We start from the raw sequence: 16121 nt of genomic DNA, 5'->3' as shown, positions 1-16121 counted from the left end.
CTGAAAAGGCACATTCCATGCCGCGAGAAACAGGGGGAATGAGTGTTTTGGGTGGGCAGCGTTCTCTTTAACGGCGCGTTTTGAGATTGCGTATGCGCGTGTTGCAGGCAGGCGAGAAGAGAGGCCAGGAGTGGGATGATTTAGATCAGAGCAGTTTTTTCTGACGTGGATTCTGCTTCTTCGGAGCGGCTCTTTTTTTCGAAGCCGTACTCGCGGGCTGGTCTTTCAGCCGTTTTCCATTTTTGGTGGAAGGCGCGCTGAGTAACGGGTTTTCCTGTCCGTCCAATGGCTGCCCGATTTCAATGTCAGCCAACCGCTGTTGTGTGCGTGCCCCGTATTCTTCCGAGAGTTCAAAGCCGACAAACTGACGGTTTAACTTTTTAGCGACCGCCAGCGTCGTTCCGCTGCCCGAAAACGGATCAAGGACCACTTCTTCCGGATGAGAGCAGGCGCGAATGATGCGTCCCAGCAGTTGTTCGGGCATCTGGCAGCCGTGCCAGCCCTGCCGTTCCTTAAACGTGCCATTGATGCGGGGAAAGTACCAGGTGTCTTCGTCCGGCTGAAAACTTTCCGGAATATCTTGGGGTCTTAAGATCCAGGTATCATCGGGCAGGCGTCCTTTGGGGTTGGCCCGTTTGTCGCCGTAAACCAACTGTCGGGCAGAAGGCACACGGATCGAAGGATCGTCGGCATTGAAGGTGAACTGTTTCGAGTCTTTGACCATATGAAAGAGATGTGCATGCGAGCGGCTGAATTTGTTTTTGCAGTTCACACCAAATGTGTAATACCAGATGACCCAACTGCGGCAGGTTAATCCGAGTTCACGCTGCATCATCACTTTCAGCTCAGCCGCGTATTCATCGCCGATGGCCAGCCAGAACGTACCGTCCGGCTTCAACAGCCGCACGACTTCAGTCATCCAGAGCGAACACCAGTCGAGATACTGTTCACTCTCCAGGCGGTCTTCATATTGATCATATTCATAGCCGATATTGAACGGCGGATCTGCGAAGGCCAGATCAATCGATCCCGCTTCGAGTCCCTGCATTCCGGCAATGCAATCCTGAATATGTATCTGGTTTAATTTCGTCATGTGTACTGCTATAAAAACATTTGAGAGGCGGATATTAATTTTTTCTGCGGATGCGTTTGTAGCGAACATTACAGCCGATGGCAATGGTTTCCTGCGTTTCCGGCTGTTTACCGGCGAGCGCTGCTTGAATTGCCGCTGAGACGTAATCATGTTTAACTTTGCTGGCATCGGTCGAGTCGTCCATGGCTCCCATGTAAACGACTTTTCGGTCTTTGTTCAATACAAAAAATTCCGGGGTGCGCGTGGCGCCGAATTTCTGGCCGATTTTTTGCGTCTTGTCAAACAGATACGGAAAAGCAAATTTTTTCTTTTCGGCCCGGGCTTTCATCTTTTCCAGACTGTCTGCCGGAACCAGATTGACGTTGACGGCAATCACGCCTACGGGAGAATCCTTGGCCGCATATTTTTGTGCCAGACGATTCAGACGGTCTTCATAATCAACGGCATAAGGACAACTGTTACAGGTGAAGGCGATCACCAGCACGTCTTTGTCTTTGAAAGAATCGCTGGAATAAGACTTGCCGTTTGTCGCAGGCAATTTCTCCCAGGTCGGTGCCGGATCGCCGGCATTTAACACAGGATTATATTTACCTGCGGTGAGCTCTGTATTGACGGAACAGATAAAACAGATTGATAACATCAGAAGTGAAATTGACTGACGTGCTGCCATTCTCATTTCAGACCTCATAACTCGATATGAAAAAGTGATTTCGAAAAACAGAAGTATGCTTACCAGGGAACATCAAACTTAACACGTTCTGCCAATTCTTTCAGTAAGCCGGCATGATCGCGATGGACATACAGGCCTTCCTGGAGCGATTGTTGAGTCTGTTCCCATTCCTGCTCTCCAGGTATCAGAACCCGTTCGTTTTCGTTCACCGGGTTTAACTGATGAATAGCTTCCGTTGCGGAACTCATTGCTTCATGGAATTTGTCTTCGGCAACGAATTGTTTGATATCGATGACATAAAAGAAATGTTCTGAGCCTTCGAGTTCCGGTGCGCGTGTTTTATGTATCGGCAGCTTGCCTCCGGTTAACGCCCCGGTCAAAATCGAACTGATCATGGCCAGTCCGTAACCACGGGGGCCCGCTGCCGGTAGTAGTGTCTTGACGGCTGAGGAATCGGTGGTTTCATGGCCCTCACTATCCAGTGCATAACCGGAGGGGACCGGCAAGCCATACATGGCGAGGGTATCCAGTTTTCCCCAGGACGCTTTGGCGCATGCCATATCTAGAACAAAGGGGGCGCCTTCGCGTGCAGGAACACCCCAGGCGATGGCGTTGTTGGCCGTTGCGCCCTGCGTGCTGCCATGAGCGGCCACGGTAGCTCTGCCGGTATTTGTGGTGCAGTAGCCAATCATGCCGGCTTCGACCGCCATCAGAGCATAAACGGCGGCGGCACCAAAATGATGACTGTTGCGGACTGTGACGGTTCCCGTACCGACTTCGCTCGCTTTTTTGATCGCCAGCTCCATCGCGCGAGTTGCGGCAACATGCCCCATCGCCTTGCTGCCATCCAGAACTGCGATCGCCGGAGTTTCAGTGATGGTTAGAATTTGCGCCCGGGGATCGATATCGCCCATGTCCATCGCGTCGAGGTAACGTTCTGCGGCGCGGCTGCCATGCGAATGAATGCCGCGCAGGTCGGCTTCGATTAACCGGTCCGCGGCGATTTCTGCCTCAACTTGAAACATTCCCATCCGCACAAACAGTTTGACCAGCAATTCTTTGAGCGGCTCCAGAGGAATCAGAACTTCCTGGGAACGATCCTGGGGAAGAGCAAAATGATCCGACGACATAGTAATTGACTCTCGATGTAGGGGCAGTGTTCATACGCAACGAGTAATTTGCGCGTTCAAAAACAGGCTGTGTTATCCTGCGATGGACTAGATTCCATTATATCCGGTTTCGACTCCGAGCGGGACTGCCGAGACAACTTTTGGTGATTCTCCGACAAAATTTGTGACAGATTGCTGCCAGAGAGTCGTCAGCGAAAATGCCTGTTTCTGGCCCCGTTCCTGACGAAGACAGGAGAGGCTTTCTGATTACTTCGCCGATAAATCGACGCGGATGATTTCTTTATCATTCCGGGCAAAGACACTTTTCATTGCAAACGCGGGATGCGACCAGATGGTCATACGCCGCTGCACGCGGCGCGTTGGCTCGATCAATTTGGCACGGCTGATTTCATCATACCCTTTTGGAGTCAAATTCGCGATGATCAGATCGCCTTGCTCATTATGCAGAAAGTAGCGATCTTCGTGGGGAATGATGAACGCATTCCACCAGCGCCCTTTGCCGGTGGCTTTTTCTGTTTCCCACAGCCGGCGACCATTGCTGGCGTCCAGGCACCGCAGTTGGCCGTAGCTGCATACGCCATAAATGTGAGTGCCGTCGAAAATCGGTGTCATCATAATTGGATGCAGGCCATCCGTCTTGATCTCGCTGTCACTTTTTCCTGACCAGACGATTTTGGCCTGAGTGCCGTCGTTAGAGACTTCAATCATCCGCGGACCATTGTAAAAGCTGGCTACGAATAACCGATTCCCTACCTTGCGGGGCGTGGCGATGCTCAGTCCATATCGCACGCCATACGGGACTTCCCAGATCAGTTTGCCTGTTTGGGGCTCCAGTGCAGAGACCGCCGTCGGATGCCAGACAATCAGTTCCCGTTTTCCGCCAAAAGTAAAAATGACAGGCGGCGCATAACCAACGGCACGATCATTCAGAGCACGCCAGAGTTCTTTGCCAGTCGCTTTATCAAAACTGACGATCAGCGAGTCCTTTTGGCCGCCGACGAGAGTGATGAGTTGATCGCCATCCACCAAAGGTGACGCCACCATGCCCCAGGTTGGGAGTTTGGTGCCATAATCTTCAACGAAGTTCTTACTCCAGAGAACGTCTCCCGACGCTGCATCAAAGCAGAAGAGATGACCTTGTGCGCCGAGTGTATACACGCGGCCGTCATTAATCACCGGCGTTGAACGTGGGCCCGCGGGATAGCTGACGGAGTACTCGACCGGATATTCATGTTTCCAGATTGGCTTCCCGGTTTCCGCATCCAGGCACAAGACCCGCTCATAACCGACACGCTGTTTAAAAGTGCGATCTGTCACGAAAACGCACCACCGCGAATTGACTTCGGCAACAGCCGGGCCGGCATAGCCTTCTCCGATGGGCGTCGACCAGACACGCGGGAGTAACCCGGTGGTGGGTAGTGTCTTCACAATTCCGGTTTCCCGCCAGACCAGATCCTGCTGAGGTCCACCCCACTGCGGCCAGTCATCGCTGAATCCGACTTGAGAAATCAGACTGGAACAGAGCAGCGTTACGATCAGAGTCAGTTTGTGTGGCATGCTGGCCTCAATTCGTTAACAGGCTTAGTTATTTCACTTCATGGACGAGCAGCATCCCCGGTGGAAACAGTACATATCCCACCATAGATAACCACTGCAAACAAGCTAAAAAATCAAACCGTGCTGCTGAAATCACCATAGATCACCATAGTGACCTTTTAGGTGGCTAACAGCGTGGCTAATTCTTCCAGTATCTCAAGATACCCCGCCATTCACATCAGTTCTGAAAAATAAAATTCAAAAAACGCGAAAGTAATCTCACGCCATTTCGCGGCGTCTCACGGCATACAAAACCGTCTCACGTCATATGACGCCATATAACGACGTGCCCGCATTTGCCTTGTTTTCAGGCTTCAAACGCTCGTTGACGATTCTCAGAAACGCTTTAAACTGCCTTTCATCTGAGACACAAAAATGAGTTTTTGAAAGTGAAGTGATGGCAACAAACACAACAGAGCAATTGACCGGTGCTGATGAAGACTACGGTTATCTGTTTGGGTGTGATGGCCTGCTGAGTCTGAAGCAAGCAGCAAAAAAACTGGGAGTTCATGTCAACAGTATTCGTCGTTTTTGTGAAGACGGACGGTTGAGAGGCGGCAAGCTTCCGGTTGCTGAAGGAGAGGACAACAGTAAGGGCAAGCGTGTTGTCTGTACTCGATCTGTCCGCAACTTAATCGAACGAGCACAGGACTAGAACCAATGGGCATCATGAGCACGCTTTGGAATTGGCTTCACGGTCTCGACAGCAGTTGGACATACAGCGGCGATGGCTCATTTTCCAAGGTGTACCCACTTTGCAAATGTCGGCGGGAGTATTACGAGAACTTTATCGGGCCGCATCCGATTGTGAGTATTGACCTGGGACGAGGGCCGATTCACTTTGAGCCACTACCCTGCGACTGCGAAAAGGACGACAGACAGCACGATAAGCAAGAAAGAAAGCGAAATGAAATCAAATAAAAAGATGGCAACGGCGAAAACAAAACTCACAGGAGCGGACAAGCAACACGGATTCATTTTCGGTTGCGATGGCCTGGCCGACCTGAAAGAAACAGCTGGGATTCTGGGAGTGTCTGTTGAGACTGCAAGACGATATGCCAAGCAGGATCGCTTTCGCTACGGAAAGCACCCAGGAGCGTCTGGGAAGCTTGTGATTTGTCGTCGATCACTCGCCAACTATATCAAGTCAATCCAGCAGTGAGAGCACAGGACTAGAACCAATGAGCCAGTTAAAAATATTCAGCCTTCGACAATGCCAGGAACTTGAAGAGTTCAACGGCTGCACACTGCGGGATGTTTTGTACGACGCAGGTATTGAGGGGCAAGAATCGCCATCTGCGATGTTCCGATTTGAGCCAAAGAAAGACGAGAACATTTTCACGCCTGAGCAACAGAGAATGCTTTTGGATGCCCTTTTTAACTTCATTGGTTCAGGCGGTGACCTGAGATCATTTGTAGAGCCGTCGGGAGATGTGTTTTTGAGAATGGTTGATGGTGCGATGAAAAAGGCGGGGTGGCAATGAGCATTTTAAAAACGCTGTGGAACTGGCTATTCGGATTCAAAACGGAAAACGTTCTCTGCCTGGATAGCGTGGCCGTGATGGAACCAAGTAAGGCTGCTGAATATCCAGACGCGGAGACAATTAGTATTGATATCGGGACCGGTTCCATCTGGTTGGATCTGAATCCCGGTGACATGGTTGAGTTTTTACAGGAGCAAGAACGATGAAAAGTATCAAAACAAGAACCACCACTGGAAAGGCAAACGCCATTATTGGGAGCGTTGGCAAACGACTGGTGAAGGCCAGAAAAAAGCAGTACCGCTATCCTTCTCAGTTTGATTTGACCCTCGAATTTGAAGACATCCCCGAAAGCCCGCTTACTCATGAAGAGCAACAGCAGTTCATCAAGGCCACGAGGTCTTACTTGAGAAATGGCACCCTTTCGGGATTCGCCCAATTGGCTAAGAAAGTGACCGAAGATCGGTTACTTGCCGCAAGTTGAAAGGCTCACAAAAACCATGAACCACATTGAACGTTTTATCGAATGGATCGAAGAACTGGGCCGCAAGGATGCCCGGCTGGATTACTGGCTCACTTACGAAGAACTGATGAGCGAGCGAATGGTCCGCGATCCCTGGTATGGCATCACAACGGCCATCAACCGGCATTGTCAAGCACGCTGGGCAGTAACGTTCGCGTTCGCTGCCACTTGGCTGGCTGCAATTACTTTTTACCTCGTTACCACTAGATGAAGGGAGTTTTGTTTTGGGAGATCTTTTCAAGGGATTGGGATTTGTGGCAGTGACCTTAACGGTATTGCTGGTCACTTTGGGCTGTATCGGTTTTTTTATCGAGTTGAAGCAACTTGAAGCCGATTGTGCCTCACTCGGTTACGGCGGGTACATGGAGCGAGACGGGAAACGACAGTTTTATCTGTTCGATGATCCAACGCGACCGACTACCAAAGCGGACAGGCGACCCAGTGAGGCGAGACCTTGCGGGGAACTGGCCGGTCGCAAGGTCAAGATGGCTTCGCAATAGCTTCTACCCTGTTTGATGTGTGATGGTAAGCGAAGATGTGAAACCGGAAGAACCACAGAGGCAAATCGAAAAGAGTGATTTAAAGGGTCACTGCCGGGAGTAAGTCTTCAAGTATGAACAAGATGATTCGAGCCTCACGAATCGAGCATAAAGGGTGGAACGATGGGAAATTAATCAAAACGTAGAGAGGTAACCCTCGTACGAGTCGGCGTTGAAGTGGGTTCGAATCCCACCGGGGGTATTTGAGGGACTCTTTTTTAACAACCACGTTTTCAACTGGGATCGCGGTACGTACATAGGAAACAAGAAATGGATTCAATATCAGATTATCTCGACTACGAAATTGACGAAAACGGGTGCTGGGTTTGCACGAGCCATTTGCCAAATAAAAAAGGCTACGCATACATCACTATTAATGGGCAACGCGATGGTGCTCATCGTCACTCATTCAGAATTCATAACGGAGAAATCGCAAAGGGACAAGTCGTTCGCCACACCTGTGACGTCAGGCTTTGCGTCAATCCGTCTCATTTGATTCTCGGCACGAATGCGGAGAACGTCCAAGACCGTGTTGACCGAAGTCGAAGTGCGCACGGGCAAGGAATAAACACAAGCAAACTTACTGATGAGCAGGTTGAAATCATTCTTCGCGGACGCGATACACCTGCTTCGTTTTTCGCAAACCTCTTTGAAGTGCATAGCACAACCATATACCGGATCAGAAACGGACTGACCTGGGCACAAACAATCACTGAAAAAGGGCTGGGTAGTATCGCCCAAGCTTATTAACAGAAGGGACGCAATGAAATGTCGCAAGCAGAAGAACAGATTATCCAGACCGATTTAGACCAGCTTGAAGTGATCGGTGAAGAGGTCGCCAGCCTGGGGACTGATATGTCTTTCGGCATGCAGGATCGAATCGAGACGATTTGTCAGGCAATCCGAAACTTAACCCGCATCAAAAAACACCTGCTCTATTTAGCGCAGCATTAAGGAGAGAAACCGTGCCTTGTGTAACGACCTACTCAGGCAAATCGATTGAGTTGAGCAGCCCCGACCCGGACCTGATCGACATCAACGATATTGCCCACCAGCTGAGTTTGATCAACCGGTTCAACGGTGCAACGGTTGAGCCTTACAGCGTTGCTCAACACAGCGTGATTGTCAGCAACATCGTCAATCCTGAATTTGCCCTGCTTGGTTTGTTGCATGATGCTGCGGAAGCCTATGTGGGGGATATCGTTCACCCGGTAAAAGAAGGCATTCGCGATTTCTTCTGGGAATTCGAACGCCCGTGCCTAAGTGTGATATTTGACAAGTACGGCGTTGGGCACAACCCAGCGGGGCTGTGGTGTGTTGAAACCGCAGACATGCAAGCACGGGCAACTGAGTTTCGGGACCTCTTCAAAACACCACAGCAACACGAACACCTGCCGGAACCTCTTGCTTACAAGATTGAGCCGGTCGGCAACTGGAAAGCCAAAAGAATGTTTTTAAACCGTTTTCATGAACTCACAGAAGGAAGGTTCAATTATGAGTAGTTTTAAAGTTCACGAAATTCGACCGTGTTTGAAGAAAGTGCTTCAAGACTGCGGTTCAGAAATCCGCAACAAGTCAGTCTTTCTCGACGTCCATTTTCTTAAGCCCGTTCTTCAAATCGATCTGCACAACATCGCAAACGAAGAGATCGCTGAAATCATTCGCGACTACTGCTACGAGTTAGCGGGGAAGTTTCGCGAAGCCGGGATGAACATCCAAAAACAGCTTGATGAGTCTGCAGAACAACCACTGTCAGAACTCATTCCCCCCAATGTCCATTTTGCAATCTGAAAGGAAAGTAAATTGAGTTTATTAAACGAAATCCAAACCGAGAAAAAGATTCTCCCTCGACGCATTCTGATCTACGGAACGCATGGAGTGGGGAAAAGCACCTTCGGTGCAATGGCTCCAAATCCGATCTTCATTCAAACCGAAGAGGGACTAGGGGACATTGACTGTCACAAGTTTCCGCTTGCCGAAGAATACGCCCAGGTAACTAATGCCATCGGCGCATTGAGCATGGAAGACCACAGCTATCAATCGGTTGTGCTTGACTCTGCTGATTGGCTGGAACGTCTGATCTGGGCGGAAGTCTGCAAGGATAAACAGGTCAATTCAATCGAGGACATCGGCTATGCCAAAGGGTATGCCTTTGCTCTGGATTATTGGCGGCAGGTTCTTGAAGGACTCGACGTTCTGCGGAAGCACCGGGGTATGCATGTCATTCTGATTGCTCATGCACAGATTGAAAAATTTCAAAACCCGGAAACCGAACCCTATGACCGGTATTCACCCCGGTTACATAAACACGCTTCTGCTGTGGTCCAAGAATGGTGCGATGAAATTCTCTTCGCGTCGTACAAGGTTCACACCAAGCAATCCGACGCCGGTTTTAACCAGAAACGAACACAGGGCATTGGGACAGGAGAACGCACAATCCGCACCGTCGAACGCCCTGCTCACGTTGCCAAGAACCGGCTCAATCTACCTGACGAGATGCCACTCAACTGGAATGAGTACGCACAATTTTTACCACAACCCAAAACAAAAGGAGTCATTAAGTAATGGCGAATTTATCAGGATTTAATGCAAACGACCAAAAGCCGATGGAGTCGTTCGACCCGTTGCCAGCGGATAAGTACAAGGCTGTCATTGTTGAGTCAGAAATAAAACCCAACAAAAAGCAGAATGGCACTTACCTGCAAATCAAGTTTCAAATTATTGAAGGGCAATATCAAAACCGAACGCTCTTTGCTCGTTTGAATCTGGACAATCCCAGCGATATTGCAACAGGGATTGCACGGTCTGAATTAGCGGCAATTTGCCTGGCAGTGGATGTACCGTCTCCCAATGACTCTGCTGAACTTCACAATATCCCCTTGGTGCTCAATGTGAAATGTGTCACCAGAAAAGATAACGGTGAAGTTGCAAACGAGATCAAGGGCTATGAGTCTGCAAACCAACAGACACAGCCCCCGGCTCAAAGTGCTCCCCCTGTCAGTCAGTCTAACCTTGCAACTCCTCCCTGGGCGAGATAATGATTTTAAGACCTTATCAACAACAATCTGTTGAGGCGGTTTACTCGTACCTTCGTGATCGGGATGGCAACCCTTGTGTTGTCATCCCGACGGGAGGGGGTAAAACGCCCGTCATTGCTACCGTCTGTCGGGATGCTGTGACACGCTGGAACGGACGCGTTCTGATCCTGGCACACGTTAAGGAACTGCTTGCACAAGCAGCCGACAAGCTGAATAAAATCTGCCCTGAACTTGACGTCGGCGTTTATTCTGCTGGACTTCGACGACGGGAGATCAACGGCGAAGTCATCGTTGCCGGTATTCAATCGGTCTACAAACGAGCCTGTGAATTAGATGCGTTCGATTTGATCCTGGTCGATGAAGCCCATCTGATCCCGCCCGACGGTGAAGGCATGTATCGGAAGTTTTTAGCCGATGCCAAAGTGGTTAACCCATTGGTCCGAGTGATCGGATTGACGGCAACCCCGTACCGTATGAAAAGCGGGGAGATCTGTGGACCGGAAAACATTCTGAACGAGGTCTGCTACGAAGTCGGCGTTAAGAATCTGATTCACAATGGATATCTTAGCCCGCTGGTTTCCAAGCCTGGAAAAGACAGTCCCGATACATCAGGGCTTCACGTTCGAGCAGGCGAGTACATCGCCAGTGAAACCGAAGAGTTGATGGATACTGAAGCACTCGTTCAATCAGCTTGTGCCGAAATTATCGAGAAAACACAAGACAGAAATAAAGTTCTGATCTTTGCAGCTGGTGTTGATCATGGTCAGCACATTGTTGACACGTTTCGAGATGAGCATGGGATTGAATGTGGATTCATCACCGGGGAAACGCCCAGCGGCGAGCGGGACCGGTTAATTGAGGAATTCAAAAACGGTGATCTGAAGTACCTTTGCAATATCGGCGTCCTGACAACCGGTTTCGATGCTCCGAACATCGATTGCGTTGTTTTGCTTCGCCCTACCCTCTCTCCAGGTCTCTATTACCAGATGGTCGGTCGTGGCCTTCGGTTATTCCCAGGAAAGAAAAACTGTTTGATTTTGGATTATGGCGGAAATGTCATGCTTCATGGTCCAATTGACGAAATTGAAGTACGGTCTTCGAAGCCGCGAACGAGTGAATCTGAAGCACCGGCGAAAGAGTGTCCTGAATGTCAGTCATTGATAGCTACCAGCTATAGGCGGTGCCCTGATTGCGGCTTCGAGTTCCCCGACCCGATGACCAAAAAACACGAGGCGATTGCCAGTAAAGCGGGTGTTTTGTCGGGGCAAACCAGCGACGAGACATTCGAAGTGATCGGTATGACGTATTCCGTTCACGAAAAAAAGGGCTCGCCAAAATCAATGCGAGTGGATTATCGGACGGGGCTTCAGAACTGGCAGTCTGAATGGATCTGTTTTGAGCATAACGGATACGCCCGGCAGAAAGCGGAATATTGGTGGAAGCAACGCTGCCTGGACCCGGTGCCTGATACGGCGCAACAGGCGGTTGACCTGGCTGAAGCGGGCTGTCTGGCTGAGACCACACAAATCGTTGTGAGGTCCACTGCTGGCGAGAAGTACGACCGGATTATCAGTTATGACATTGGCGAAATACCCGACCCCGGCGTGGCTTGGGCTGTTCAATTGAACTTTGACGAGGACGATGTGCCGTTTTGATGAATAATGGATTATTACAAGCTGCGTTGGAGTACGCTGGTTTAGGCTATGCTGTTTTCCCGTTAGTTCCGGGAGATAGTAAGCCTTTAACAAAACACGGCTGCCTTGATGCAACAACAGACGAAGATCAAATCATTGAGTGGTGGACTCAACGCCCCTTTGCCAATATCGGCATTTCGACCGAAGGCTTGGTGGTGGTTGATATTGATGGAGAATCGAATGAGTGGTTAAACAATTCTGAGATTATGGAAAGCCTGACAGGCACAGCAGCCTCAAAGACTCCGCGTGGTGGTCGGCATTTCATATTTCGTCAACCGTCCGAAGGCGAATTTCGAAATACAGCCAGTAAGCTGGCCCCGAAAGTCGATACTCGGGCCGATGGCGGTTATATCGTTGCCCCTCCGTCAATCCGCGAAGATGGTGCCTATCAATGGTTGGAAACCTACGAGCTGGATGAACCAAAAGAGAGTTTGCCTGTCATCCCCAGGTGGATCGTCACGAAGCTACAAGAGGCGACATCAGAGCGGCTTAATTTGGGAGGAGACGGGGAGCCGATCAAGCATGGGAAACAGCACGATACTCTGTTTCGGTTTGGCTGCTTAATGCGGAATTACGGTTCCTCATACGATGAAATCAACGCTGCCTTACAGGTAATGAATGCAACACGATGCGAGAAACCGGGAACGGTACAAGCAATCGAGAAAATCGCGGAGTCTGCAGCGAAGTATGAACCTGATCAAAAAGGGGAGGGATACATCAATGGTGCGGGTGACGAATTCATTGAGCCAAAACCAAAGACAGCAGAAGATCCGGGAACTTTCCCAGATGAGTTATTAAACGTTCCCGGTTTTATCGGCGACGTGATGAAATACAATCTGGATGGAGCATTCAAGCCTCAACCAGTTCTCGCTTTGGCTGCTGCCATTACGCTGGTCGGCACTTTGACGGGAAGGAAGATATCAGACCGATTCGGGACACGCACGAACGTGTATTGCTTAGGTGTCTGCAAGTCGGGAGGCGGTAAAGAGCGAGCAAGACAGGTCAATAAAATGATCCTGCACGATGCGTGTGCAGTTAAGTTGATAGGGCCGGAAGGCTTAGCCAGTCATGCAGGCCTTGTTTCGGCTGTCGAAAAACAGAATTGCCTGCTTTTACAACTCGACGAAATCGGACGCATGATCAAAACAATGGGCAATGCCAACAGTTCTCCGCATCTGTATAACATCGCAACCATTCTCATGAAAATGTTTACGAGTTCCAATTCGCTCTACATTGGTGACGCCTATGCAGACACCGACAAAAACAAAACGATAGACCAGCCACACGTGTGCTTGTATGGCACCACAGTGCCCCAGAGTCTCTACGAGGGCTTAACATCGGAAAACTTAACAGATGGCTTCCTATCGCGAATGATGGTGTTTGAATCGGCAAACCATGACCCGAGGCCCAAAGAGGTTTCGATTTACGATGTGCCGAAAGGCATTACTGCAATTGCGAAGACCTGGTTTGAGTTTGTGCCCGGTGGGAACCTGGATAAACAGCACCCGGTGACTTATGTGGTGGATTACGACCGTGAAGCTGAAGAAGTGTTTCAGCAGTTGGAAGAAACAGCCTACCAAGAGCGGGCAAAAGGATGCGACACGGTGGCTTCGATGTGGACGCGAACAGTCGAGAAGGCACGCAAGTTGGCTTTAATCTATGCCTGCTCTGAAAACACACAGTCCCCGCGAGTAAACGAAGGGGCTTCAGTGTGGGCCTGTGATCTCAGCGAATACCTGACACGCAAAATGATTCACATAGCCGCCGATTGGGTTTCTGAAAATCCGTACGACGCAAACACGAAGAAAATTTTACGAATCATCAAGACAGCTGGTCAAAAAGGAATTACCAAGTCGGGGCTTACGCGAAAAACGCAGGGCATTCGAAGAAAAGAACGCGATGACATCGTCATAACCCTCAAGGAAGGTGGCGACATCCGGGAGGAGTCAGAAGACACGGTGACCAAAACAGCAACCAAGTACTTTGCGATTTGAAAAAATCAAGTAATTCAAATAATTCAATTTTTCAACCCACCTTTGGGGGGCATATAAGAGCCCTATATATACAAAAAAAAGACAGGCATGAACTATATGAATTATTATTTTTTTTATTACTTATTTTCTATTAATACTCTACGTTTCAGGCGTTTTCTGGGGCTTCGAATCTTTCAAATTTGAGATGAATTATCGTTGAACTAATTGAACTTTCTGACCAATAAGGAGCTGAACTATGGGGAAATTTTCAAGAGACAAGGGAAAACGAGGTGAGCGTGAACTGGCTGGTATTTTGACTCGCCTGTTTGGTGTGTTTTGCCGCCGAGGGCAGCAGTACTCAGGCATCGAAGGACGCGATGTAGTGGGCCTTAAAGGCGTTCATATCGAGTGCAAGAGAACTGAGAGGCTAAGACTGAGAGAAGCCCTTCAGCAGGCCACAGAGGACGCCTCAGAGGGTGAGACGCCTATCGTGTGTCACAAACAAAATGGTGAGGAATGGCTGGCAACTGTCGCACTCAATAACCTGCCTGACTTGGTATCAAAGCTATTTCTGCAATTGGCAGCTGAAGCGTAGCGAAGAAAGGAGTTGAATGTGAGTAATCCAGAGATAACAACGGTCACGCTTCCCTGTATCAGAGACGGTGACGACTTTCATATTTTTCTAAGCAATCCAACCAGAAAAATTAAGTTCAAGCTTGGGAGAGTTGAATCTCCTGATGCCGATGCGGTAGTGAGAGTCTTAGATAAGCGAGATAAACGCGACCGGTGGAGTGTTTCACTACGAAAAATGCGGAGTGCCATCGATAGCAGAGAATCGTTCGCCTCTCTTGATGAATGGGAAAAGTGGGCTGTGAATCGAATGGTTTCCATTCGGAGCAGAAGGCATCAGATCCCGACTGGTAATGTAAAACGTTTCACGAATAAAACGCGTCCTGATTGGCATACTGCATATAAATCAATGAGACAACAGCTCTGGTCGCTAACACGAAGACTAGAACAATGTAAATGGTCTAGATGGGCTAATAATACCGCCAAGAACACAAACCGGAGATTGAGAAAAATGGGACAAAAAATAAAACTTCAAGATCTGAGAGATTTGATAAAAGCACAGGACTATCGTTGCGCATTGACTGGGGTTGAATTAGAACCCGACACTGCATCAGCTGATCATATAGAACCAGTTGCAAAAGGTGGGACGAATGAGATCGATAATATTCAGATCTTGCACCATAAAGTAAATGCAGCCAAAGGGACCATGTCCAATATAGAGTTTATCGAAATGTGCGAACGAGTTGTTGGATGGATGTCACGAAGTCTTGGCAATAACAACGGACATCATTCACTTAGTCGCCAAGGTACTACTTTCGATCTGGCAAAATGTTGAGTAACTAGGGAACTATCGCGTTTTGTGTGTGTCTTTCCTTCTTTTATTGGAGTGAAAAATCATCCATTTCAACAGCTTTGAAAGTGACCGGATATTCCCGCTTTCCTGATTCTGTGAGTATCTTGAAAGTCATTTTTTTCTCCGTAAAGTCATGAACAGAAGGGCTCTCCGAAATAAAAAGGAAAATGGATTTGTATTCGCCTGCAAAAAGAGTTGGATTCTCATTTTCTGTATATTGATATGAGCCATCTGGCAACTGCGCCTCTGATAAAAGCATATCTTGGTAATATTCGTGACCATCTGAGTCAAACTTTAGAATTCTTTTTAATGCATTACACCGATGTTTTGTTAAGGCACTGAAAGAATATGAGTCACCTTTAATGGTCTTGGTTCCGGAGTTATGAAGTGTAACATTTTTAGAAAAACTGAGCGTCGCAAACATACCATCTTCAATAATATAGTTATTCTCAGAAAGGTTTACCCCTTCACAGAACAGCTCAATATCAATTTCAGATTCTTTGTATTTATCAGGCGGATTTTCTACAAACCATTCAACTTGTCGTGTTAATTTATTTCGTAAATCGATAAGGCTGTCGTTGTAAACAATATGCGGCAAATGTCTCAAGTCAGAGGGGATATCCTCAACATTGCTTGTGAGAAGCACAGTGGATTTTCCTAATGCATGTGCGTAACCAACTTCGTAGAAAACATTTGGGTTTCGGCCTGTCATATCTGCGACAATGAAATCTGCTTTTGAAATTTGATTATAGATTCTTTCAATAAAAGCCTCTTGGAATATTTGTTCGTCCACTCGTTCGCAGTAGGCGCCACCATTATCACATGATTCTTTAATTCCTATTTGATAAACATCGTCAAACTCTTTGCTAAACGGCATCAAAACAAAACAAAAAGGTTTTGGCTTTGTATTGATAATTTCAGTATTACTTTCTTTTTCTGTCATTAATCTCTCTTTCAGTAA

22 protein-coding genes are annotated in these 16121 nt (G+C 48.5%); 17 read left to right on the top strand and 5 right to left on the bottom strand.

Going from position 1 to position 16121, the window contains the following annotated elements; all coding sequences use genetic code 11:
- Nucleotides 1–145: 145 nt before the first annotated feature.
- From Enr17x_RS27850 to Enr17x_RS27835, 4 genes are all read right to left on the bottom strand, one after another.
- On the bottom strand, nucleotides 146–1093 hold the full coding sequence (locus Enr17x_RS27850) for a DNA-methyltransferase (RefSeq protein WP_145313458.1): 948 nt from the start codon (nucleotides 1091–1093) through the stop codon (nucleotides 146–148).
- Between the two features lie 34 nt (nucleotides 1094–1127).
- Nucleotides 1128–1769: a thioredoxin family protein gene (locus tag Enr17x_RS27845; protein ID WP_232100881.1), complete on the bottom strand. Its 642-nt coding sequence runs from the start codon at nucleotides 1767–1769 to the stop codon at nucleotides 1128–1130.
- A 53-nt stretch (nucleotides 1770–1822) separates the two neighbouring features.
- The gene (locus Enr17x_RS27840; protein WP_145313456.1) at nucleotides 1823–2893 is read right to left on the bottom strand and encodes an Ldh family oxidoreductase; all 1071 of its coding nucleotides are present in this window, start codon (nucleotides 2891–2893) and stop codon (nucleotides 1823–1825) included.
- A 246-nt stretch (nucleotides 2894–3139) separates the two neighbouring features.
- Nucleotides 3140–4450, bottom strand: a complete 1311-nt coding sequence (locus Enr17x_RS27835; RefSeq protein WP_145313454.1) for a PQQ-binding-like beta-propeller repeat protein — start codon at nucleotides 4448–4450, stop codon at nucleotides 3140–3142.
- A gap of 436 nt (nucleotides 4451–4886) precedes the next feature.
- On the opposite strand from Enr17x_RS27835, the gene Enr17x_RS27830 reads away from it, so the two are divergent.
- From Enr17x_RS27830 to Enr17x_RS27750, 17 genes are all read left to right on the top strand, one after another.
- A complete protein-coding gene (locus Enr17x_RS27830) occupies nucleotides 4887–5144 on the top strand; it encodes a helix-turn-helix domain-containing protein (RefSeq protein ID WP_145313453.1) in 258 nt (85 codons plus the stop codon).
- A 252-nt stretch (nucleotides 5145–5396) separates the two neighbouring features.
- The gene (locus tag Enr17x_RS27825; protein WP_145313451.1) at nucleotides 5397–5651 is read left to right on the top strand and encodes a MerR family transcriptional regulator; all 255 of its coding nucleotides are present in this window, start codon (nucleotides 5397–5399) and stop codon (nucleotides 5649–5651) included.
- Between the two features lie 19 nt (nucleotides 5652–5670).
- The gene (locus Enr17x_RS27820) at nucleotides 5671–5973 is read left to right on the top strand and encodes a hypothetical protein (protein WP_145313449.1); all 303 of its coding nucleotides are present in this window, start codon (nucleotides 5671–5673) and stop codon (nucleotides 5971–5973) included.
- Nucleotides 5970–6179: a hypothetical protein gene (locus tag Enr17x_RS27815; RefSeq protein WP_145313447.1), complete on the top strand. Its 210-nt coding sequence runs from the start codon at nucleotides 5970–5972 to the stop codon at nucleotides 6177–6179. Before Enr17x_RS27820 ends, Enr17x_RS27815 begins: the two co-directional genes overlap by 4 nt.
- Nucleotides 6176–6454, top strand: a complete 279-nt coding sequence (locus tag Enr17x_RS27810) for a hypothetical protein (protein WP_145313446.1) — start codon at nucleotides 6176–6178, stop codon at nucleotides 6452–6454. The genes Enr17x_RS27815 and Enr17x_RS27810 overlap by 4 nt, the downstream gene beginning before the upstream one ends.
- 16 nt (nucleotides 6455–6470) lie before the next feature.
- Entirely contained in the window at nucleotides 6471–6704 is a 234-nt protein-coding gene (locus Enr17x_RS27805; protein ID WP_145313444.1) for a hypothetical protein, read from the top strand.
- A gap of 43 nt (nucleotides 6705–6747) precedes the next feature.
- Nucleotides 6748–6993: a hypothetical protein gene (locus tag Enr17x_RS27800; RefSeq protein WP_145313442.1), complete on the top strand. Its 246-nt coding sequence runs from the start codon at nucleotides 6748–6750 to the stop codon at nucleotides 6991–6993.
- Between the two features lie 309 nt (nucleotides 6994–7302).
- Entirely contained in the window at nucleotides 7303–7782 is a 480-nt protein-coding gene (locus tag Enr17x_RS27795) for an HNH endonuclease signature motif containing protein (RefSeq protein ID WP_145313440.1), read from the top strand.
- 18 nt (nucleotides 7783–7800) lie between these two features.
- Nucleotides 7801–7986: a hypothetical protein gene (locus Enr17x_RS27790; protein ID WP_145313439.1), complete on the top strand. Its 186-nt coding sequence runs from the start codon at nucleotides 7801–7803 to the stop codon at nucleotides 7984–7986.
- Nucleotides 7987–8036: 50 nt separating this feature from the next.
- Nucleotides 8037–8534 (top strand): metal-dependent phosphohydrolase, encoded by a 498-nt coding sequence (locus tag Enr17x_RS27785; protein WP_145313437.1) that lies wholly within the window; start codon nucleotides 8037–8039, stop codon nucleotides 8532–8534.
- On the top strand, nucleotides 8527–8823 hold the full coding sequence (locus Enr17x_RS27780; RefSeq protein ID WP_145313435.1) for a hypothetical protein: 297 nt from the start codon (nucleotides 8527–8529) through the stop codon (nucleotides 8821–8823). The genes Enr17x_RS27785 and Enr17x_RS27780 overlap by 8 nt, the downstream gene beginning before the upstream one ends.
- A 12-nt stretch (nucleotides 8824–8835) precedes the next feature.
- Nucleotides 8836–9597 carry an ATP-binding protein gene (locus tag Enr17x_RS27775; RefSeq protein WP_145313433.1) on the top strand — a complete coding sequence of 254 codons (762 nt, stop codon included), beginning with the start codon at nucleotides 8836–8838 and terminating at the stop codon, nucleotides 9595–9597.
- Nucleotides 9597–10070: a DUF669 domain-containing protein gene (locus Enr17x_RS27770; RefSeq protein WP_145313431.1), complete on the top strand. Its 474-nt coding sequence runs from the start codon at nucleotides 9597–9599 to the stop codon at nucleotides 10068–10070. Before Enr17x_RS27775 ends, Enr17x_RS27770 begins: the two co-directional genes overlap by 1 nt.
- A complete protein-coding gene (locus tag Enr17x_RS27765) occupies nucleotides 10070–11725 on the top strand; it encodes a DEAD/DEAH box helicase (protein WP_145313429.1) in 1656 nt (551 codons plus the stop codon). Before Enr17x_RS27770 ends, Enr17x_RS27765 begins: the two co-directional genes overlap by 1 nt.
- Nucleotides 11725–13758, top strand: coding sequence for a bifunctional DNA primase/polymerase (locus tag Enr17x_RS27760; RefSeq protein WP_145313428.1), 2034 nt, complete (start codon nucleotides 11725–11727; stop codon nucleotides 13756–13758). The genes Enr17x_RS27765 and Enr17x_RS27760 overlap by 1 nt, the downstream gene beginning before the upstream one ends.
- A 235-nt stretch (nucleotides 13759–13993) precedes the next feature.
- Nucleotides 13994–14332: a hypothetical protein gene (locus tag Enr17x_RS27755; RefSeq protein ID WP_145313427.1), complete on the top strand. Its 339-nt coding sequence runs from the start codon at nucleotides 13994–13996 to the stop codon at nucleotides 14330–14332.
- An 18-nt stretch (nucleotides 14333–14350) separates the two neighbouring features.
- Nucleotides 14351–15142 carry an HNH endonuclease gene (locus Enr17x_RS27750; RefSeq protein ID WP_145313425.1) on the top strand — a complete coding sequence of 264 codons (792 nt, stop codon included), beginning with the start codon at nucleotides 14351–14353 and terminating at the stop codon, nucleotides 15140–15142.
- Between the two features lie 43 nt (nucleotides 15143–15185).
- Here the strand turns inward: Enr17x_RS27750 and Enr17x_RS27745 are convergent, their stop codons facing one another.
- Entirely contained in the window at nucleotides 15186–16103 is a 918-nt protein-coding gene (locus Enr17x_RS27745) for a TIR domain-containing protein (RefSeq protein ID WP_145313423.1), read from the bottom strand.
- Nucleotides 16104–16121: the final 18 nt, after the last annotated feature.

Source organism: Gimesia fumaroli (assembly GCF_007754425.1).
Taxonomy (GTDB): Bacteria; Planctomycetota; Planctomycetia; order Planctomycetales; family Planctomycetaceae; genus Gimesia; species Gimesia fumaroli.
Note: the sequence above shows the minus strand (reverse complement) of the source record. Positions and strands in the feature narration are given on the sequence as shown.